At 60.7% G+C, this 19,747-nt stretch carries 19 protein-coding genes (1 of these 19 only partly in view); 5 read left to right on the forward strand and 14 right to left on the reverse strand.

Annotated elements, in window-relative coordinates:
* Positions 1 to 749 carry the final stretch of a M23 family metallopeptidase gene (locus tag ACO6TG_RS12505; protein ID WP_422378465.1) on the forward strand. Its footprint begins 1,225 nt before the window's first position, so only the last 749 of its 1,974 coding nucleotides appear in the window; its start codon lies beyond the left edge, outside the window; it ends in the stop codon at positions 747 to 749.
* Positions 750 to 890: 141 nt separating this feature from the next.
* On the opposite strand, the gene clpB is transcribed toward ACO6TG_RS12505, so the two are convergent.
* From clpB to ACO6TG_RS12535, 6 genes are all read right to left on the reverse strand, one after another.
* Positions 891 to 3,506: an ATP-dependent chaperone ClpB gene (clpB, locus tag ACO6TG_RS12510; protein ID WP_422378466.1), complete on the reverse strand. Its 2,616-nt coding sequence runs from the start codon at positions 3,504 to 3,506 to the stop codon at positions 891 to 893.
* A 217-nt stretch (positions 3,507 to 3,723) separates the two neighbouring features.
* Entirely contained in the window at positions 3,724 to 4,503 is a 780-nt protein-coding gene (locus ACO6TG_RS12515) for a DUF4167 domain-containing protein (protein ID WP_422378467.1), read from the reverse strand.
* A gap of 310 nt (positions 4,504 to 4,813) precedes the next feature.
* Positions 4,814 to 5,680, reverse strand: coding sequence for a peptide chain release factor N(5)-glutamine methyltransferase (gene prmC / locus ACO6TG_RS12520; RefSeq protein WP_422378468.1), 867 nt, complete (start codon positions 5,678 to 5,680; stop codon positions 4,814 to 4,816).
* Positions 5,681 to 5,683: 3 nt separating this feature from the next.
* Positions 5,684 to 6,757, reverse strand: a complete 1,074-nt coding sequence (gene prfA / locus ACO6TG_RS12525) for a peptide chain release factor 1 (protein WP_422378469.1) — start codon at positions 6,755 to 6,757, stop codon at positions 5,684 to 5,686.
* A gap of 54 nt (positions 6,758 to 6,811) precedes the next feature.
* Positions 6,812 to 9,079, reverse strand: a complete 2,268-nt coding sequence (ptsP, locus tag ACO6TG_RS12530; RefSeq protein WP_422378470.1) for a phosphoenolpyruvate--protein phosphotransferase — start codon at positions 9,077 to 9,079, stop codon at positions 6,812 to 6,814.
* Positions 9,080 to 9,152: 73 nt separating this feature from the next.
* Positions 9,153 to 10,403, reverse strand: coding sequence for an aspartate kinase (locus tag ACO6TG_RS12535; protein ID WP_094072666.1), 1,251 nt, complete (start codon positions 10,401 to 10,403; stop codon positions 9,153 to 9,155).
* Between the two features lie 201 nt (positions 10,404 to 10,604).
* Here ACO6TG_RS12535 and ubiG point away from each other — a divergent pair, with 201 nt between their 5' ends.
* The 3 genes from ubiG to ACO6TG_RS12550 all read left to right on the forward strand — a co-directional run bounded on the left by ubiG (position 10,605) and on the right by ACO6TG_RS12550 (position 12,795).
* Complete coding sequence (gene ubiG / locus ACO6TG_RS12540; protein ID WP_422378471.1) at positions 10,605 to 11,366, forward strand: bifunctional 2-polyprenyl-6-hydroxyphenol methylase/3-demethylubiquinol 3-O-methyltransferase UbiG; 762 nt, start codon at positions 10,605 to 10,607, stop codon at positions 11,364 to 11,366.
* Complete coding sequence (locus ACO6TG_RS12545) at positions 11,366 to 12,061, forward strand: alpha/beta fold hydrolase (RefSeq protein WP_422378472.1); 696 nt, start codon at positions 11,366 to 11,368, stop codon at positions 12,059 to 12,061. Before ubiG ends, ACO6TG_RS12545 begins: the two co-directional genes overlap by 1 nt.
* A 212-nt stretch (positions 12,062 to 12,273) precedes the next feature.
* Positions 12,274 to 12,795 carry a hypothetical protein gene (locus ACO6TG_RS12550; RefSeq protein WP_422378473.1) on the forward strand — a complete coding sequence of 174 codons (522 nt, stop codon included), beginning with the start codon at positions 12,274 to 12,276 and terminating at the stop codon, positions 12,793 to 12,795.
* An 80-nt stretch (positions 12,796 to 12,875) separates the two neighbouring features.
* Here ACO6TG_RS12550 and ACO6TG_RS12555 read toward each other — a convergent pair whose 3' ends face one another.
* The 4 genes from ACO6TG_RS12555 to ACO6TG_RS12570 all read right to left on the reverse strand — a co-directional run bounded on the left by ACO6TG_RS12555 (position 12,876) and on the right by ACO6TG_RS12570 (position 15,448).
* On the reverse strand, positions 12,876 to 13,400 hold the full coding sequence (locus ACO6TG_RS12555; RefSeq protein WP_422378474.1) for a DUF1178 family protein: 525 nt from the start codon (positions 13,398 to 13,400) through the stop codon (positions 12,876 to 12,878).
* Complete coding sequence (locus ACO6TG_RS12560) at positions 13,397 to 14,251, reverse strand: carbon-nitrogen hydrolase family protein (RefSeq protein ID WP_422378475.1); 855 nt, start codon at positions 14,249 to 14,251, stop codon at positions 13,397 to 13,399. The genes ACO6TG_RS12555 and ACO6TG_RS12560 overlap by 4 nt, the downstream gene beginning before the upstream one ends.
* 46 nt (positions 14,252 to 14,297) lie before the next feature.
* Positions 14,298 to 14,555 (reverse strand): glutaredoxin 3, encoded by a 258-nt coding sequence (gene grxC / locus ACO6TG_RS12565; protein WP_094072672.1) that lies wholly within the window; start codon positions 14,553 to 14,555, stop codon positions 14,298 to 14,300.
* 110 nt (positions 14,556 to 14,665) lie between these two features.
* Positions 14,666 to 15,448, reverse strand: coding sequence for a ComF family protein (locus ACO6TG_RS12570; RefSeq protein ID WP_422378476.1), 783 nt, complete (start codon positions 15,446 to 15,448; stop codon positions 14,666 to 14,668).
* Positions 15,449 to 15,602: 154 nt separating this feature from the next.
* Here ACO6TG_RS12570 and ACO6TG_RS12575 point away from each other — a divergent pair, with 154 nt between their 5' ends.
* Positions 15,603 to 16,490, forward strand: coding sequence for a methyltransferase domain-containing protein (locus tag ACO6TG_RS12575; RefSeq protein WP_422378477.1), 888 nt, complete (start codon positions 15,603 to 15,605; stop codon positions 16,488 to 16,490).
* Positions 16,491 to 16,511: 21 nt separating this feature from the next.
* Here the strand turns inward: ACO6TG_RS12575 and ACO6TG_RS12580 are convergent, their stop codons facing one another.
* From ACO6TG_RS12580 to ACO6TG_RS12595, 4 genes are all read right to left on the reverse strand, one after another.
* Positions 16,512 to 16,742, reverse strand: a complete 231-nt coding sequence (locus ACO6TG_RS12580; RefSeq protein WP_422378478.1) for a Flp family type IVb pilin — start codon at positions 16,740 to 16,742, stop codon at positions 16,512 to 16,514.
* Between the two features lie 37 nt (positions 16,743 to 16,779).
* Positions 16,780 to 17,181, reverse strand: coding sequence for a (deoxy)nucleoside triphosphate pyrophosphohydrolase (locus tag ACO6TG_RS12585; RefSeq protein ID WP_094072674.1), 402 nt, complete (start codon positions 17,179 to 17,181; stop codon positions 16,780 to 16,782).
* Between the two features lie 98 nt (positions 17,182 to 17,279).
* Entirely contained in the window at positions 17,280 to 18,521 is a 1,242-nt protein-coding gene (argJ, locus tag ACO6TG_RS12590; protein WP_422378479.1) for a bifunctional glutamate N-acetyltransferase/amino-acid acetyltransferase ArgJ, read from the reverse strand.
* Between the two features lie 154 nt (positions 18,522 to 18,675).
* The gene (locus tag ACO6TG_RS12595) at positions 18,676 to 19,560 is read right to left on the reverse strand and encodes a peptidylprolyl isomerase (RefSeq protein WP_422378480.1); all 885 of its coding nucleotides are present in this window, start codon (positions 19,558 to 19,560) and stop codon (positions 18,676 to 18,678) included.
* Positions 19,561 to 19,747: the final 187 nt, after the last annotated feature.

A 19,747-nucleotide genomic window follows, 5' to 3' on the forward strand; every position in this document is an offset into this window, starting at 1 on the left:
TGCCGGAAGAGATCATCAATGATCTGGTGCGCATGTTCTCTTTCGATGTTGATTTCAATGCCCGCGTCCAGCCTGGCGACGCGATCGAGCTGTTCTTCACCGAAGGCGACGGTAACAGCGCCCCGAAGATCCTCTACGCCGCGCTCAACACCGGCAACACGACACGGGAATTCTACCGGTTCCGTACCCCGGACGACGGCGTCACCGACTTTTATGACGAGTCCGGCCAGAGCGCGAAAAAGTTCCTGATCCGCAAGCCGCTCAACGGCGGCAAGTTTCGCTCGGGCTTCGGCATGCGTCGCCACCCGATCCACAAGTATACAAAGATGCACCGGGGCGTGGACTGGTCCGCGCCGCGCGGCACGCCAATCATGGCCGCCGGTAATGGCACGGTCATCAAGGCGGGCTGGAGTTCCGGCTATGGCCGCCGCATCGAGCTGCGCCACACCAACGGTTACACCACCACCTACAATCACATGACAGGCTTTGCCAAGGGCGTGCAGGAAGGTGTCCGGGTAACCCAGGGCCAGATCATCGGCTATGTCGGTTCGACCGGCCTGTCGACCGGCCCGCACCTTCACTATGAAGTGCTGGTCAACGGGCGCTACATGGATCCGATGCGCATCAAGCTGCCGAAGGGGCGCACGCTGGATGGCGAGATGCGCACCGCCTTTGAAACAGAACGCTACCGTGTAGATACCTTGCTCGACCGGGCGCGCAAACCGTCGCGGGTCGCAGCGGTCAACTGATCCAAACCCGCGACTTGCAGCGATATATGAAAAGCCCGCGGAACCGGAATTCCGCGGGCTTTTTTTCTTGATCAGGCCGGCGCCTGCCGAAATCTCAGACTGCAACACGACATGTTCGCGTCCACCTGAGGACGGCAGGTCCTAGTGAAGCGACTGGCTCTGCAGGGCAGCACTCTCTGCTGCATCCTCCTGAAACAGAAGCCTGTCGGCTCCGGCGGAGACATGAACGGTCTGGCCATCGAGAATCTCGCCAGCCAGAAGTTTCTCCGCCAGCGGGTCCTGAAGATCCTTCTGGATCACCCGCTTCAGCGGACGTGCCCCATAGGCCGGGTCATACCCCTTCTGCGCCAGCCAGCCGAGCGCGCCATTGTCCAGCTCCAGCGTGATCTTGCGATCGGTAAGCAGCTTGCGCAGCCGCTCCAGCTGGATCTTGACGATATCGGCCATCTGCGAACGCTGAAGACGATGGAACAGGACGATCTCGTCAAGCCGGTTCAGGAACTCGGGACGGAAATGCCCGCGCACGGACCCCATCACCTCGTCCCGGACCGCATCGGTATCCTGGCCTTCCGGCTGGTTGACCAGATATTCGGCCCCGAGATTGGAGGTCATGATGATCAGCGTGTTGCGGAAATCGACCGTCCGGCCCTGACCATCGGTCAGGCGACCGTCATCGAGCACCTGCAAGAGCACGTTGAAGACATCGCTATGCGCCTTCTCGATCTCGTCGAACAGCACGACCTGATAGGGGCGCCTGCGCACAGCTTCGGTGAGAGCACCGCCCTCTTCGTAACCGACATAGCCCGGAGGCGCGCCGATCAGCCGGGACACGGAGTGCTTCTCCATGTATTCCGACATGTCGATGCGTACCATCGCGCTGTCATCATCGAACAGGAACGCGGCCAGGGCCTTGGTGAGTTCCGTCTTGCCGACACCGGTCGGCCCCAGGAACATGAACGAGCCGATTGGCCGGTTCGGATCCTGAAGTCCGGCACGCGCCCGACGCACGGCGGTCGACACCGCGTGAATGGCCTCGGCCTGACCGACCACACGGCCCGCCAGAACGTCTTCCATCCTGAGCAGTTTCTCACGCTCGCCTTCCAGCATCTTGTCCACCGGAATGCCGGTCCATTTGGAGACCACCTGGGCAATATGGGACGGGGTCACCGCCTCATCGACCATGGCATCGGCCTCTTCCGTGGCCTCAGCCTCTTCCAGCTTTCTTTCCAGATCCGGGATCACGCCATAGGCAAGCTCGCCGGCCTTGGCCAGGTCGCCGCGCCTCTGCGCGATTTCCAGATCGATGCGGGCCTGGTCCAGTTGCTCCTTGATCTTCTGTTCAAGGTTCAGCTTTTCCTTTTCGCCCAGCCAGCGGTTGGTCAGCGCCTGGGACTGCTCTTCCAGATCCGTCAGTTCCTTCTCAAGCTTGGTGAGCCGATCCTTGGAGGCTTCGTCATTCTCCGCCTTTAGGGCTTCGCGCTCGATCTTCAGCTGAATGATCCGCCGGTCCAGTTCGTCCAGTTCTTCCGGCTTGCTGTCCACCTGCATGCGCAGGCGGCTGGCGGCCTCGTCAACCAGGTCGATGGCCTTGTCCGGCAGGAACCGGTCGGTGATATAGCGGTTCGACAGGGACGCTGCCGAGACGATCGCACTGTCGGTAATCCGCACACCGTGGTGAAGCTCATACTTCTCCTTGATGCCGCGCAGGATCGAGACGGTGTCTTCCACCGTGGGCTCGGTCACGAAGACCGGCTGGAACCGGCGGGCGAGCGCCGCGTCCTTTTCGACATGCTTGCGATATTCGTCCAGCGTGGTTGCGCCGACGCAGTGCAGTTCACCCCGGGCAAGCGCCGGCTTGAGCAGGTTGGAGGCGTCCATGGCGCCATCCGCCTTGCCGGCACCGACCAGCGTGTGCATTTCGTCGATGAACAGGATGATGCTGCCGGCAGCCGCTTCGACCTCGCTGAGCACGCCTTTCAGGCGCTCCTCGAACTCGCCGCGGTATTTGGCGCCGGCAATCAGCGCGCCCATATCAAGCGCCAGAAGCTGCTTGTCCTTGAGCGATTCGGGCACGTCGCCATTGACGATCCTCAGCGCCAGCCCTTCCGCGATGGCTGTCTTGCCGACACCGGGCTCACCGATCAGAACCGGGTTGTTCTTGGTCCGGCGTGACAACACCTGGATCGTCCGCCGGATTTCCTCATCACGGCCGATCACAGGGTCCAGTTTTCCCTCGCGAGCGACCTGAGTCAGGTCCCGCGCATATTTCTTCAGAGCTTCATACTGGTTTTCAGCCGTGGCACTGTCGGCGGTGCGGCCCTGGCGCAGCTGGTTGATCGCTTCATTGAGCGCATTCGCCGTCACACCGTGACGCTTCATCAGCTTGCCGGCTTCACTGTCCGTGTCCATTGCCAGCGCCAGCAACAACCGTTCGACCGTGACAAAACTGTCGCCGGCCTTGTCGGCAATTTTCTCAGCCTGTTCGAACAGGCGTGCCGTCGCCTGCCCCATATAAAGCTGACCGGATCCGCCTGAGACTTTGGGCATCTTTTCGAGAAGCCCCTCAAGATCACCCTTGAGCGCCTTCGTCTGGCCACCCGCCCGATCAATCAGGCCGCTGGCCATGCCTTCCGGGTCATCCAGGAGCACTTTCAGGATGTGTTCGGGGGCAAATTGCTGATGGCCGCGCCCGAGCGCAAAGGTCTGAGCGGATTGCACGAATCCGCGTGCACGCTCGGTATATTTTTCAAAATTCATGAGTTACCTCCTACTCGCCCGCACCACCCGAAGCATGGGGAACGATCTGGGATACGGACCTCTGTTGAGAGCGTCCGTGCAGCCTCTTTGAGCTCTGCCCCCTTCATATAGTGTTGCAAATTCATCACAAAAGCCCCCTGAAGTACTTTTTGCAAAGCCAAACAAAAACGGCGCCCCGAAGGACGCCGTTTATCATCTCAATCTTTCGCCGGACTGATTATTCAGTCGCCGGTGCGGCTTCAGCAGGCGCATCTTCAGCGGCCTTGGTCCGGCGCGGCCGGGTAGTGCGCCGACGCGGCTTCGGCTGGTCTTCAGCCTCTGCTGCCGGGCTTTCAGCCCCCTCGGCATTGCTTGCCGTTGAACCGGCTGCAGCGTCTTCTCCGGCACTGTCCGCTTCGGCCGCCCGACGCGGCGTCCGTGCCCGTGGCGTACGGGTCCGGCGGCGCGGTTTGTCGTCAACCTGCTCGTCTCCGGCTTCCGTCTTCTGACCAGCGCCGTTGACCTTGCCTTCCTGGTCGATGACCGGCATGTCCTCGATGAACGGCTGCGGGCTGTCTGCGTCGACAACGTCACCGTCGCTGGACGCAACTTCCGGCTGGGCGCGGTCTGCACCGTTGGCGTGCCCGTTGCTGTTGGCTGCAGCGACCTCGTTGCTGTCTTCAGCCTCGTTGCGCGCCGGCGCCTGCACATTGGGCTGTTGCTGCGGTTGGGCAGCGGCGACAATGCGCAGATAGTGCTCTGCATGCTGATTGTAGTTTTCAGACATCACCCGGTCGCCGGATGCCTGCGCATCGCGGGCCAGCTGCTGATACTTCTCCGCGATATGCATCGCCGTGCCGCGGATTTTCACATCAGGACCGTTGGATTCGTAAGTCCGGGTTAACGGATTCGGACCCTTGCGGCCCCGTCCGCGCATACGCTTATTGCTCTGATTTCCTGGTCTCATCCTGCCGTTTTCTCTTGCGGAACGGCGGTCAGCATTACGCCGACCCAACATCGGAATTGCATAAACCGATACGAAATAGCCACCGACACCAACAATGCTTGTTAGCGGCTGTCATTGAAAACATACGCAGCGCGTTAAAGGCCACAGGCCAACGCGTTTGTCATTTCTTCGACAGTCCGTAAACACCGGATAGTCCGATATGCAGTGGTTTCCAAAACGCCTAAACTGCGTCCGTCCCCACACTGCCGGATGCGCATGCCCCGCTGAACGCTGATCACATCTCCGGTCTCGGCAAGGGCAACCTACCCGTTTCCGCAGCGATTTCCAAGTGCTTTTTCGCCTTTGGATCAAAACGGCGAAATTATAACTTCTGCGCCAGCACGACCCGATCGTTTCCAGACAGATCCTTAATGATTTCAATCGCTCCAAAGCCATGATGACGCAGCTGGTTTTTCAAATCGACCGCCTGGTCGAAGCCGATTTCCAGCGCTATTCGCCCCTCTTTGCGCAAGAGGTGTGCCGCATCTGCAACAATGATCCTGTAGGCCTCAAGCCCGTCCTTGCCGCCATCCAGAGCCAGCCCTGGATCGTGCTGAACCACCTCGCGACTCAGCTCCTGAAGCACGGCTGTCCGGATATAGGGCGGGTTGCTGACAACCCAGTCGAACCCTGCCCACTCAGCTTTCCCCGCCGCCGGCCTGAGCGCACTCGTGTAATCGGCACAGACAGGCAACAGACGATCGGTGACGTGATGCTGCTCGGCATTCAGGCGGGCACAGTGAAGGGCCTCGGGAGCAAGATCAACCGCGACCATCCTGCTCAGCGGCAATTCGGCCAGCAGGGTCACCGCAATCGCTCCCGTACCGGTGCCGATGTCGCACAGAACCGGCGCCGACTTCGGGTCGCAACGCGCCAGCACCGCATCGATCAGCGTTTCGGTATCCGGCCGCGGTTCCAGCGTGGCAGCGTTGAGAAGAAAGCGGCGCCCATAAAACTCGCGCTCGCCCAGAATGCGCCCGACCGGCATGCCGGCCAGCCGTTTTTCAGCATAGGAATTGGCCAGACCGACAGAGGCTTCGTCGGAACGCTCGCGCTCCTGGAGCAAAAGAGAAGACACAGGCAGATCGAGAGCGGCGCTGACCAGAAGCCTGGCATCCAGATCCGGCGTCTCCAGACCGGCCTCACGGAACCGGTCACGCACAGACCTGTAAAGCCGGCCGATTTCCATGGATCAGGCCTCTTCGGAGGCGAGCAGACCGGCCTGGTGATCCATGATCAGTGCATCGATGACTTCACCGAGCGCCTCGCCGGCAACAATCTGCTCCAGCTTGTAGAGCGTCAGCCCGATGCGGTGGTCGGTGACGCGCCCTTGCGGAAAATTGTAGGTCCGGATCCGTTCTGAACGATCGCCCGAACCGACCTGCAGACGCCGCGCTTCCGTGCGCTCGCTGGCAGCCCTTTCGCGCTCTTCATCATAGATCCGGGCACGCAGCAACTGCATCGCCCGCGCCTTGTTCTTGTGTTGAGAACGCTCGTCCTGAACCGCGACAACGATCCCGGTTGGAAGGTGGGTGATACGGACGGCCGAGTCGGTCGTGTTGACGTGCTGGCCGCCTGCTCCCGACGCCCGGAACGTATCGATCCTGAGATCGCTGTCCTGAACATCGATATCGACATCTTCGGCCTGCGGCAGCACAGCCACGGTGGCGGCGGATGTATGAATACGGCCGCCGGATTCCGTTGCGGGCACACGCTGAACGCGGTGCACGCCGGACTCGAATTTCAGGCGGGCAAAGACGTTTTCACCGGTGACAGAGGCGATGATTTCCTTGAAACCGCCAACCTCCCCTTCGCTGGCCGACAGAACTTCGACTTTCCAGCCCCGTAGTTCGGCATAGCGCTGATACATGCGAAAGAGATCGCCGGCGAACAGCGCAGCCTCATCGCCACCTGTTCCGGCCCGGACTTCCAGAATGGCGTCATTGGTATCGGCTTCGTCCTTCGGCAGAAGTCCCAGGCGGACGTCCTGCGTGAGCTGCTCCACCTGTTCGGCCAGCTCATCACGTTCCAGTTCGGCCAGCTCCCGCATGTCCGCGTCTGTTTCCGGGTCCGACAGCAGCGCTTCGGCCCCTTCGAGATCCGCCTCTGCCTTGATCAGAGCCCGGATCTTGCCGACAAGCGGTTCAAGACCGGAATATTCCCGCGACAGTTTCACGTAAACCGCGGGATCCGGACCGGAGGACATCAGGTGTTCGATTTCGGCGAACCGGTCCAGCAGGGTATCGAGTTTGTGACGCGCCAGCATACGCGCTGATTCTCCTAAAATTCCCGATTTATGGGTGGGTTACGCCCGTTTGCGCTAAAGAGCAACATCGGTCTCGGCGGCGAACCGCTTCAAGACCACACGGATGTCGCTGTCATCATGTCCCGGCTCAAGCCTTGGCAGCAGCCTGGCGGACAACCGGCCCGCGTCAAGCGTGCGCAACATCGCCTTGACTGGCCCGAGCGAGGCAGGCGACATCGACAGGTCCCGATAGCCCAGACCGATCAGCGCCATGGCTTCCAGAGGCCGACCGGCCAGCTCACCGCACAGCGTCACCGGAACATGGGCTTTATTTGCGGCATCGACGATGGATTTCAAGGCCCTGAGGAACCCGACACCCAGCGTATCGAAACGCTCGGCAACGCGCGTGTTCCCCCGGTCGACCGCGCAGAAGAACTGGAACAGGTCGTTGGAGCCAACGGAGACGAAATCGACATAGGTCATCAGCTCGTCCAGCTGAAACAGCAAGGACGGAACTTCGATCATCACACCGAGACGGACATTTTCCGGCGTCGCATGGCCGTGCCGGCGCAGATGTTTGATTTCCTTGTCGACCAGCGCCTTTGCCTGAAGAAATTCGTCAACCACCGCCACCATCGGGAACATCAGCTTCAGATCACGGCCCGCCGCGGCATGCAGCAATGCCCGGATCTGGGTGCGCAACAGCCCCGGCCGGTCGAGACCGAGCCGCAGCGCCCGCCAGCCCATTGCTGGGTTTTCTTCCTGAATGGAGCGGAGATAGGGCAGCACCTTGTCGCCGCCGATATCGAGCGAGCGGAAGGTGACCGGGCGGCCGGCCGCCGCATTCAGGACCTGACTGTATTGCGCCTGTTGCTCGCGCATGCGCGGAAAGCTGGAGGCGACCATGAATTGCAACTCGGTGCGGAACAGTCCGACACCGGCTGCGCCCGCTTCTTCCAGATGCGGCAGATCGACCAGAAGACCCGCATTCATCTGCAGGGAAAATTCGACACCGTCCTTGGTGACGGACGGCTTGTTGCGCAGGCGCCGGTACTGTGCCTGCCGGCGGGCGCGAAAACGAACCTTCTCCGCATAGGCATTTTCCAGATCGGCCGCCGGGCGCAGATGCACCTCGCCGCTGTCGCCATCGACGATGATGGCATCACCGCCATCCGCCAGGCTGACGATATCGTCGACAAGACCGACGGTCGGGATGCCAAGCGCGCGAGCCACGATGGTCACGTGGCTGGTCGGTCCGCCTTCTTCCAGCACAAGGCCGCGAATCCGGTCCCGGCCATAGTCCAGAAGCTCCGCCGCACCCATGTTGCGACCGACAATGATCGCGTCCTGGGGCAGCTCGTCCATGCCCGGACCGTGTTCACGGCCCATGAGCTCGCGAATCAACCGATGGGCAAGATCGTCGAGATCGTGCAGGCGCTCGCGCAGATAAGGGTCGGTCTGGCGCAGCATACGCGCGCGGGTGTCGCTCTGGACCTTCTCAACGGCTGCCTCTGCGGTCAGACCGTTCCTGATTGCTTCCTCGATCTTGCGGATCCAGCCGCGATCATAGGCAAACATGCGATAGGCTTCGAGAACCTCTCGGTGTTCGCCGGTCGCTGCAATTTCACCGCTGGCCAGGAGGTCATCGATCGACAGGCGCAGTCTGTTGATGGCGCCGTCCAGCCGGCCCTTTTCCTTGTCCCCGTCTTCGGCAATCAGATTGGTGACAACCACCCGCGGCTCATGAAGAACCACGTGACCCAGCCCGACGCCTTCGGAAAGGCCGGCGCCGGAAGCGGTGATCGGGCGCGACAGATCGAGACCGGTGTCCTTTTGCGCAATCGCCTCGAGTTCGCCGGCGGCGACCATTTCGGCAATCACCATAGCTGTTGTCTGAAGGGCCTCGACCTCATCTTCCAGATAGGTCCGGTGCGACTGGTTCTGCACCACAAGAACGCCGAGCGTGCGCCCAGCCCGCAGGATCGGCACACCGAGAAAGGAATTATAGGCTTCTTCGCCCGTTTCCGGCAGATAGGCAAAGCCGGGATGGGCGCTGGCATTGGGAAGATTGAGCGGACGCGCTTCAGCAGCAATCAGACCGACCAGGCCCTGGCCGACGCGCAGCGAGGCATTGTGAACCGCAGCCCGGTTCAGACCCTCGGTGGCATAGAGCTCCAGAACGCCGTCGGCACGCAGAATATAAACCGAACAGACCTCGGCAACCACATTCGACGCGATCAGTACAACGATCTTGTCGAGTCGCTCTTGCGCCGTGATCGGCTCTGCCATGACTTCGCGAAGCCGGCGGAGCAGGAGGCGCGGTCCGGCCAGGTTGCTGCGCATTGCGCCCCCGATTGATCCCGCTTCAGTCAGACTTGGGCCCCGGTCCCCGCCGGAGCCTGCCTGCCGGATGTGACTATCCGTCCAACCCGTATAGCGAATGGAGAGTCCGCACTGCAAGTTCTGCATAGGCGGAATCGATCAGAACGGAGATTTTGATTTCCGATGTCGTGATCGCGCGGATGTTGATGCCCTTGGAGGCAAGACCCCGGAAACACTGCGCGGCGATGCCGGCGTGAGACCGCATGCCGATCCCGATGACCGAGACTTTCACGACATCGGTTGCCCCTTCCAGCTTCTGGAAGCCGATCTCGTCGCGATTGTCTTCAAGCACCTTGATGGCGCGCTGGTAATCGCTTTCCGGAACGGTGAAGGTCATGTCCGTCGTCTTGCCGTCCGGCGAGATGTTCTGAACGATCATGTCCACGTTGATATGGGCGTCGGCCAGCGGTCCGAACACCGACTCGGCAACGCCCGGCTTGTCGGCCACGTCACGGAGAGAGATCTGGGCTTCGTCCTTGGCATAGGCGATGCCGGTGACAACCTGCTGTTCCACGAGTTCATCCTCGTCGCAAATAAGAGTTCCAATCGGATGGTCGTTCGAGCCGACCTGCGCTGCTTCAGGATCATCGAAACTGGAGCGCACGAATGTTCTGACGCCATGAACCATGGCCATTTCGACAGACCGCACCTGCAGCACCTTCGCGCCGAGGGACGCCATCTCGAGCATTTCCTCAAAAGACACGCGCTCCAGGCGCTGCGCTTTCGGGACGATACGCGGATCGGTCGTGTAGACACCGTCGACATCGGTATAGATATCACAGCGGTCTGCCTTGATGGCTGCGGCAATGGCCACGGCGCTTGTGTCCGACCCGCCACGGCCGAGCGTGGCAATACGGTTGTCCGGCGCCACGCCCTGGAACCCGGCCACAACGGCCACCTGGCCCTGCTCCAGCCGTTCGCTCAAGAAACTGCCGTCGATCTCGCTGATGCGCGCCGCGCCGTGCTGCTCGTCGGTCTTGATCGGGATCTGCCAGCCCTGCCAGGAGCGGGCATTGACACCCATGTCCTGCAGTACGATTGCCAGAAGGCCGGAGGTCACCTGTTCGCCGGAGGCGACAACTGCGTCATATTCGCGGGCATCGTGCAGGGGCGAGGCTTCCCGGCAGAACTCGACCAGCTTGTTGGTCTGTCCGGCCATGGCCGAAACAACCACGGCAACCTGGTGTCCGGCATCCACTTCCCGTTTGACATGGCGGGCAACATTGCGGATGCGATCAAGATCGGCAACCGAAGTTCCGCCAAATTTTAAAACCAGTCGGGCCATACCACTCGTAAACTTCATTAGGTGTGTTGACGCGTCTCCCGCGCCTTATGGATCGGCGCACATGCATACAGGCTGCGTCCCTATGCTGCAACAGCGGTTCGTCGGCGATCACTTGACAAAAGGTCAAAGACGCTGAACGACAGCTAAAGAATGAAATGGGGCTGAAGCACAATGCCTTCGGCCAGTGGAAAGGACCGAGCAATGACCGGCAAGGCAGAAGCGACCAGCGGAACGATCGACAGCGAGGAGGTCGCCCGGTTTTCCGCCATGGCTGCGGAATGGTGGGACCCGACCGGCAAGTTCAAGCCTCTGCACAAGTTCAATCCCGTCCGGCTGAGCTACATCAAGCAGGAAGTCTGCCGCCAGTTCGGCCGTGATCCGAAGGCAGCCGATGCCTTCAAGGGGCTACGGTTTCTCGACATTGGCTGCGGCGGCGGCTTGCTCAGCGAGCCGATGGCCCGTCTCGGCGCAGAGGTGGTCGGAGCCGATCCGTCGGAAACCAACATCGAAATCGCCAGACTGCACATGCAGAGCTCCGGTTTGAACATCGACTACCGCGCAGAGACGGCGGAAGCCCTGGCAGAGGCCGGAGAGAATTTCGACGTCGTGCTCAACATGGAAGTGGTCGAACATGTCGCCGACGTGCCGCTGTTTCTCGACGCGACCAGCCGGATGGTTCGTCCGGGCGGGTTGATGTTCGTTGCAACCATCAACCGCACGCTGAAAGCCTATGCGCTGGCGATTGTCGGCGCGGAATATGTGCTGCGCTGGCTGCCTCAGGGCACCCATACCTATGACAAACTGGTGCGCCCGGCAGAGATCGAAGGTCCGTTGCAGGCGGCCGGCCTCAAGGTGATCGACCGCTCGGGTGTCAGCTACAATCCGCTCACCGACAGCTGGGCACAGTCACGCGACATGGATGTCAACTACATGATGCTGGCGGAACGCCCGAAGGGTGCCTGATGGGCGACCCGATCCTGTTCATTCCCGGTCTGCTCTGCACCGAGACGCTGTTTTCCAAACAGATCGTCGCCTTTGCAGACCGGCCAATCATGGTGGCCAACCACCGCGAACATGACAGCATCTCGGCGATTGCAGGAAGCTTTCTTGCCGAAGCGCCCGAGCGGTTCTCCCTGATTGCGCTGTCCATGGGCGGTTATGTTGCGATGGAAATCATGCGCCAGGCGCCGGAGCGTGTCTCAAAACTGGCTCTGATGAACACAAACGCGCGCGCGGATCGCGAGGACCAGTCCGAACGGCGCCGGTTCCTGATCGACATGACCCGGAAACGCGGCTTCAAAAAGGTCCCTCACCTGCTCTATCCGGGATTTGTGCACGAGCTGCGCGAAGAGGACGAAGACCTGAGGGCCATCGTGGTCGATATGGCCAATGACACCGGTCCGGAGGCCTTCATCCGGCAACAGACCGCGCTTATCAACCGCATCGATTCCCGCCCTTCACTGGGCGATATCCGCTGCCCGACCCTGGTTCTGGTCGGCGAGGGCGACAGACTGACGCCGGTACCCGTCTCCGAGGAAATCCACGACCATATTCCTGGCAGTGAACTGGTGATCGTCGAGGGCTGCGGCCACCTTTCCCCTCTGGAGGAACCGGACAAGGTGACCAGGGTGCTGCGGGATTTTCTCAATCGGGCGTAAGCGCACACCCGATCTTTTCAGATTCTGAACAATTCGTAACTCGCTTTTGATCCGGATCAAAGATAGGCCCTGTTGCTGGGCTAAAGTTGACTGACCTAGGGGGGCAGGAGCCGGACCTTACGCGAGCGGGTTCGCGAGGTCGGAAGCAGCGCACCGGCATGCGAAAACACCGGGCGCCTGCGGCATATCACGCAAACTGCGGAGGATGTTTCATGCCTACGAAAAACAGCACCGGTGCCTTTGATTTCAGCTCCATGATGACGGAATGGCCGAAGATGGGTGACTGGCCCATGCCGTCCTTCTCAAATTGGGCCTTTGCCGAACGCGAGGACCTGATGGAAGCCAAGACCGTCGCCAGTTTCCAGAAGATGGGGCAGACCATGTGGACCCATGCCGAAAAAGCTTTCAGCGATCACATGGACTTTGTCAGCGGGCGCCTGCACGAAGACTTCGAATGCGCCAAGTCCCTGACGAAATGCACCGCGCCGGAAGAGACGATGGCGACGCTGCAGGATTTCTATTCCCGGATGGCGACCCAGTATCAGGAGCATTTCGAAAAACAGGCCGCGCTTTTTCGCGACAGTTTTTCCGAGAACGCCGCAGCCGTTGAAGAGCTGAATGAAACGGCCATGGAAAATGTCAGCGAACTGACCAAGGCTGCTGAAGAAAGCCTGAGCGAAGGGAAGCCGGCCCGGACACCAACGCGGCGCAAGACGGCTGCTGCCAAGTCCTGAACTTACCGATGGCGGCCAAGCCGACCGCTTGGCCAGACTGCAATCGCCTTTGCGCTGAGGCGCAAGGGCCGGTTGGCTTGTCAGTTTTTTTCGTCTGGCAGATCCGGTAGCGGAAAGACCGAAATTCCCTCTTCCATCAGGGCTTCCGCGTCCTTGGGCGTTGTTTCGCCGTAAATGCTGCGCTCTTCCGCCTCGCCATTGTGGATCTTGCGGGCTTCGGAAGCGAAGTTGGTGCCGACATTTTCGGAATTCTCGATGATGCGGGACCGCACCAGGCGCAGGGCCTCGACAATTTCCTTCTGCTGAATGTCCTTCGGCAACAGCGCGGATGGCTGCAGGGCCGGTGTGGCGGCGTCGGCGGCCGGAGCTGCCGGCTCGGGCACCGCTTCCTGTGCCTGCATTTCGTTACGGGCCGCACTGACAAGCGCTTCCTTGCCGCGTGCCGTCGAAACCGCAGGTGCCATCAGCCCCTTGCGAATTTCGGTCGAGCCGCAGACCGGGCAGGCAACCAGGCTGCGGCTGCACTGCTTGTCGAAATCATCTGAATTCCGGAACCAGCCTTCAAACGAGTGGGCATCGTCACAGACAAGCGTGTATTTGATCACGCTGGCATCTCCTTCAGGCCGCCAGCAACCTGACAGACGAAGTCCCGTTCATTGGCGATCGCCGGGATCCGTCCACGTGCCTTGGCAACAGCTTCAGTCTCAATTTCTGCGAGCACATAACCCGGCTCGTCTCCGTCGAGTTCCGCGATCACCTTGCCCCAGGGGTCCACAACAAGACTGTGGCCGTAGGTTTCCCGGCCGTCCTCGTGTTGCCCGCCTTGGGCGGCGGAAATGACGTAAGCGCCGTTTTCGATGGCGCGGGCGCGCTGTAGCACATGCCAATGGGCTTCGCCAGTCTGACGCGTGAAGGCCGCCGGCCCTGTCAGGACCTCGGCGCCCTGCCGCGCCTGTGTCCGGAAGATCGCCGGGAAGCGGATATCGTAGCAGACCGCCATGCCGATCTTGGCAAAGGGAAGATCTGCAATGACGCTTTCCCGGCCCGGCTCATAGGTGGCCGACTCCCGCCAGCTTTCGCCATTGGGCAGATCGACGTCGAACATATGGATCTTGTCGTAGGTGGCTTCGACCGCACCGTCGGGCCCGAGCAGAAAGGCCCGGTTCGCGACTTTTCCGCCTCCTGCAAGAACCGCCAGCGACCCGAGATGGAGATAAATGCCGAGCTCTGCGGCAAGACCCTTGGCCATCTTCAAAAACGGGTCTGCTTCTGCGTCTGTAATCCGCTCAAGCAATTCTTCCCGGCTCTTCACCAGCACGTTCGACATTTCAGGCGTCTGAACGTAGCGCGCACCGTCCTGTGCCGCCGAACGGATCAGCCCCTCGGCCACCTCGGCATTTTTCGCGATGGTCTTGCCGCTGCGAAGCTGAACACAGGCTGCAGTGAAGGTCGCCATTGGCCGGTTGTCTCCCGTATCTGGTTTCAGTGAGGCCACCACTTAATCAGGCGGCGAGCAGAGCGTCCAGCTTGCCGGCCCGCTCCAGGTCATGCAGATCGTCACAGCCGCCGACATGGGTCGTGCCCACAAAGATCTGCGGAAACGTCGCGCGGCCGTTGGCCTTTTGTGTCATTTCCCTGCGCAGCTCCGGGCTGAAGGTCGCATCATGTTCCTGGTAAGCAACACCCTTCTTGTCCAGAAGGCGCTTGGCCGCCGTGCAAAAGCCGCACATCTGGCGTGTATAGATCACCACATCAGCCATCACATCATACCCTTTTGTTGCCGCACCGCCCCAACAGGCGTCTCGCGCGTCTGAAAATCCCGGCGTTATATGCGGGCGCGGCACAGAAACTCAAGAGTCATCCCGAAAAACTAACCGTGAACAGCAATGTCGTCCGATGCATTGGGATCCACCAGGGCGAATGTGAGCACGTCGACAGATGCTGCGCCGGCGGAAAGAAGACACCGGCAGCAGGCCGTGACAGTGGAGCCGGTGGTCAAAACGTCGTCCACCAGAACGACGCGCCGGCCTGCCAGGACATCCAGACGGGTCCGGTCAACCGCAAACGCCGCCCTGACGTTCCTGAGCCGGTCCTTGGCCGTCAAACCGACCTGTTGACGGGTTCGCTTTCTCCGTGTGAGCAGCATTGGCTCATATCCGGCCCCGCTTTGCCCGGCGATCTCCCGCGCAAGATCCGCCGCCTGGTTGAACCGCCGCGACACCAGGCGTGTCCAGTGCAGTGGTACCGGCAGGAGCAGGCACTCGCCGTCGAGCAATTCGCCTCCAGACCGTACCATCCAGGCCGCCATCGGGGCTGCCAGTTCTCGGCGCCGGGAAAACTTCAGCGACAGGACCAGTTGGCGGGCGGGGCCAGTATAATGGGCGACGGCGCGCAGACGGTCGAACAGGGGCGGCTCCGCGATCGCCCGCGGGCTCCAAGCGCCTTCACCGACATCGTAGGAAAAGGGCGTTCCCAGCCGCTGGCACCAGGGCCGTTCCAAAAACGGCATCGCGCGCCAGCACGACGCGCACAGCCCCGCCTCGGCGGCCACGCGAGCGTCACAGGTAAGACAGCGGCGCGGCAACAATCCATCCAGCAACAGGCGGCCGGCGGACTTAGACACATCAAGCAGTTTATCGCCGAAGATGACCATCCCTCGCTCCAGCGCCCTGCAACAGACCACCACCATAAGCTGTCAAAAGGCAGTTGCACCAGTTATAATTCAGGTCGCTTAAAGCACCCGCTTTGACGTGACGGGGCGGATAACATATGTGACCGGAGAGTTATGGAAATCAGCCGGTGACCTCGTGACCACGCAGCCAGACCTGTTCGACCGTCCTCTTCTGCGGCATCGCCGGAAACGTGCGCTTGTTGGCGCCAAAGCCGGCGCGGACTTCCTCCTGGAAGCCGTCACCGACGACCTGAAGGACCGGTTGCTGCTGATCAGCAGACATTTCGATGTGGCAGTTGACCTTGGCGGGCACACGGGACGGGTTGCAGACGCCATCGCGGGCAGCGGCAAAGCCGAAAGGGTTTTGAGGGCGGATCTGTTCCTGGCAGACCCAGCGCTGACACCTCCCGATCTGATCGTTGATGATGCAGTGCTGCCTTTCAGGGACCAGTCCATCGACCTGATCGTCTCTGGCCTGACGCTTCAATTCGTCAATGATCTCCCGGGCACACTTGTTCAGATCCGGCGTGCCTTGAAGCCCGACGGTCTGTTGCTGGCAACCTTGCCCGGAGCGGGAACACTGAGCGAGCTCCGAGACAGCCTGACCCGGGCGGAACTCGAATATAGCGGCGGCGCAGCAGCGCGCGTGCTGCCTTTTGCCGATACGCGAGACCTCGGAAGCCTGCTGCAAAGGGCCGGATTTGCGCTGCCTGTCACGGATCTCGACACGGTCACCGTCCGCTACGACACCATGTTTGCGCTACTGGCTGACCTGAAGGCCATGGGCGCAACCAACATCCTGAAGGATCGAAGCCGCAAGCCGCTGCCGCGACAGGTTCTGCTGCGTGCCGCCGAGCTCTATGCTGAAAATCATGCTGACCCGGATGGTCGCATCCGGGCGACATTTTCCTTCGTGACGCTGTCGGGCTGGGCGCCACACGAGAGTCAGCAGAAACCGCTGCGCCCCGGCAGCGCCAAGACACGGCTCGCCGATGCGCTGGGTGTTTCCGAGCAAAAGGCATGATTGAATTAGCGCCTGTCGCGGTTAACCGCCGTCACCGCCGGACGTCGCCAGAACCGAGTCAAGTGTGCTCACAACCGCGCCGAAAACATCGTCTCGCATGGTTTCGCCGATCGCCGTGAAGGCACCAATGGTTATGATGCTGAGAACGGCAACGATCATGGTGTATTCCATGGCGGTTGCGCCGCTTTCGTCACGCAGGAAGCGTCGCAGAAGGAGCTTGGCAGGTCTGAAACTGATCGGCCCGTTTTTCAATTCATTCGCTCCTTGCCTGCAGGCGTGAATCACTTTGTCAAACAGCGTCCAACAAATGTGGAATTAACGGCTCGTCAGCTGCCGGCATCGGGTAGTCCCTCAACCGGTTGGCACGCACCCATTTCAACGCCTGCCGTTCCTGCCCCTGCGGAACACCGCCCCAACGGCGGCAGATGAAAAGTGGCATAAGTAGGTGAAAATCTTCATAAGAGTGGCTGGCAAATGTAAGTGGTGCCAGACACGCTTCATTAACCTCGATCCCAAGCTCTTCGTGAAGTTCGCGGATCAAGGTTTCTTCAGGACGTTCCCCGTCTTCAACTTTCCCTCCGGGGAATTCCCACAATCCGGCCATCGATTTCCCCTCCGGCCGCTGGGCCAGAAGGATACGGCCATCCACGTCGACAAGGGCGCAGGCCGCGACGAGAACGATCTTGGTCATGATGAGGTGTCCAGTTTTGAGGCGGCAGCGTAACGCCGCATTAATCTTGTCTGCGGTTGCATCGCCAGAACTGCGAAGGGCGACATGTCAGCCGTCGTCTAGCTCCGGTAGTCGCCATTGATGGCGACATACTCCTTGGTCAGGTCACAGGTCCACACCGACGACTGCCCCGATCCAAGCCCAAGCTCGACGCGGATAACGATGTCTTCCTGTTTCATGACGGCAGAGGCAGCCTCTTCGCTGTAGGCAGGGTCACGCTCGCCCTCCACTGCCACACGCACATCGCCGAACCAGATGGCAAGCCGGTCGCGATCCGCCGGTTCTCCAGCCTTGCCGACGGCCATGACGACCCGCCCCCAGTTTGCGTCTTCGCCTGCTATGGCCGTCTTGACCAAAGGCGAATTTGCGATTGAAAGCGCAATTCTTTTGGCGGAGGCATTGTTGTCAGCCCCTTCGACCCGGACTTCGACAAACTTGCGGGCGCCTTCGCCGTCGCGGACGATCTGGTGTGCGAGATCGACCATGACGTCGCTCAGGGCAGCACGCAGGACACCCACACGCGGGTCTTCAAGCGACGCCACGGCCTCGACACCATTTTCGGAGGCCGCTCCGGTTGCGAACAGGAGAACCGTATCGGACGTAGAGGTATCGCTGTCGACGGTGATTGCATTGAAACTGCCATCCACCTCACGGCTCAACAGAGCCTGCAGGACATCGGGAGCAATCGGCGCATCGGTGAAAACGAAAGACAGCATGGTCGCCATGTCAGGCGCAATCATGCCGGCGCCTTTGGCTATGCCGTTGATCGTGACCGTTTCACCATCCAGATCCACGGCCGCAGTGGCGACTTTCGGGTAGGTATCCGTGGTCATGATGGCCTTGGCGGCATCCAGCCAGGACGCACTGCCCTGCCCAGCCTTCAGCTCTTCGACGACATCTGAAAACTTTTCCGCCGGCAACGGCTCACCGATCACGCCGGTTGAGGCAAGAAAAATCTCGTCACCGGAACAGCCCAGGGCCCCGGAAACAATGTCTGCGGACAGCTCTACTGCCGCCATGCCCTTTTTACCTGTAAAGGCATTGGCATTGCCGGAATTGACCAGTAGAGCCCGGGCCTTGCCTGCACCGATCCGGGCCTTGCACCAATCCACCGGCGCCGACGAGCATTTGGATTTCGTGAACACCCCGGCAACGGCCGTGCCCTCGGCAACGGTCGCCAGCAGCACATCCGTCCGGTCCTGGTACTTGATACCGGCAGAGGCGGTCGCAAATGCCACGCCGCGGATGTCCGGCATCTCGGGATAAGAAGTGGGGGCGAGCGGAGAAACGGTCGTCGACATCGATGCAGTCCCGGTCAGAATGGTGTGTGTTTGTCCCTAGCCACAGCGCATGACCAGCGCAAGCCTTTTGAGATCGCCTGGCGCAACAAATCACACGACAAAAACCCCGGCAGCACGGAGCTGCCGGGGTCTTTTATGCCGATCCGGAACCGGATTATTCCGTCTTGTCGCCGTCAGCTGCGGCGGCAGCGCCATTGTCTTCTGCAGCTTTCAGGGCTTCATCCAGAATTTCGATGCTGACTTCGTTTTTCAGCTCGGCCATGCGCGCATCATAAGCTTCGCGCATCAACTGCTGACGCAACCCTTGCGCAACATCTTCAAATGCCGGCTTGTCCTGGCGGCGCTTGTCTTCCAGCTTGATGACGTGCCAGCCGAACTGGGTTTCCACCGGTTCCTTGGTATAGGTGCCAGGCTCGAGAGCAAGTACGGCGTCTTCGAACGGCTTGACCATCTGACCCTTTGTGAAATAGCCGAGGCTGCCACCATTCGGGCCGGACGGGCCGGTTGATTTTTCCCGGGCGAGCTCGGCGAAATCAGCACCGCCGTCAAGTTCCTTGATGAGGTCTTCAGCTTCCGCTTTTTCCTTCACCAGAATGTGACGCGCGTTGAGCTCCTCCGGACCCTCATAGTCCGCAAACTCCTTGTCATAGGCTGCCTTGACGGCATCGTCGGAGATGTCACCGTTGATCTTTTCGCCGAGATACGCGTTGCGCAGGGCCCGCAGCTGCAGGAACTCGAGCTGCTTCTGGAAATCGGGATCCTTGTCCAGGCCTTCGTCGCGTGCCGCCTGCGCCATCAGCTCCATGTCAATCATGACGTCAAGCAGCAGCTTGCGCCACTGGGCCGGCGGAAAACGCTGCAATTCCTGACCAAGATCCTGGGCCGCAAACGCCATGTCGGCTTCCGTGATTTCCGCGTCACCGACCTTTGCGACTACATCGTCTGGTTCCTGGGCAGACAGCGAAGCGGATCCGAGCGACACGGCCAGGAGTGAAACGGCAAGCGCCTGAACCGGCCTGCGCATCGAAATTCGGAACATGAGAAGTCCTTTACCTATCGGAACTGTAATCTTTCTGGCCCCCGATCTTCGAGGGCGTGGCTACTTTGCGCATTCCTGCGGCGTTGACAAGCATACAGCCCCCTCTTATCTGTCGAGCGTCCTGGCTTGCGGGCCGGGAGGGCATCTTTTTGGCCGCATTCGCCGGCCACCGCGTTGCGCTTGGCGG

This window comes from Roseibium sp., assembly GCF_965233565.1.
Taxonomy (GTDB): domain Bacteria; phylum Pseudomonadota; class Alphaproteobacteria; order Rhizobiales; family Stappiaceae; genus Roseibium.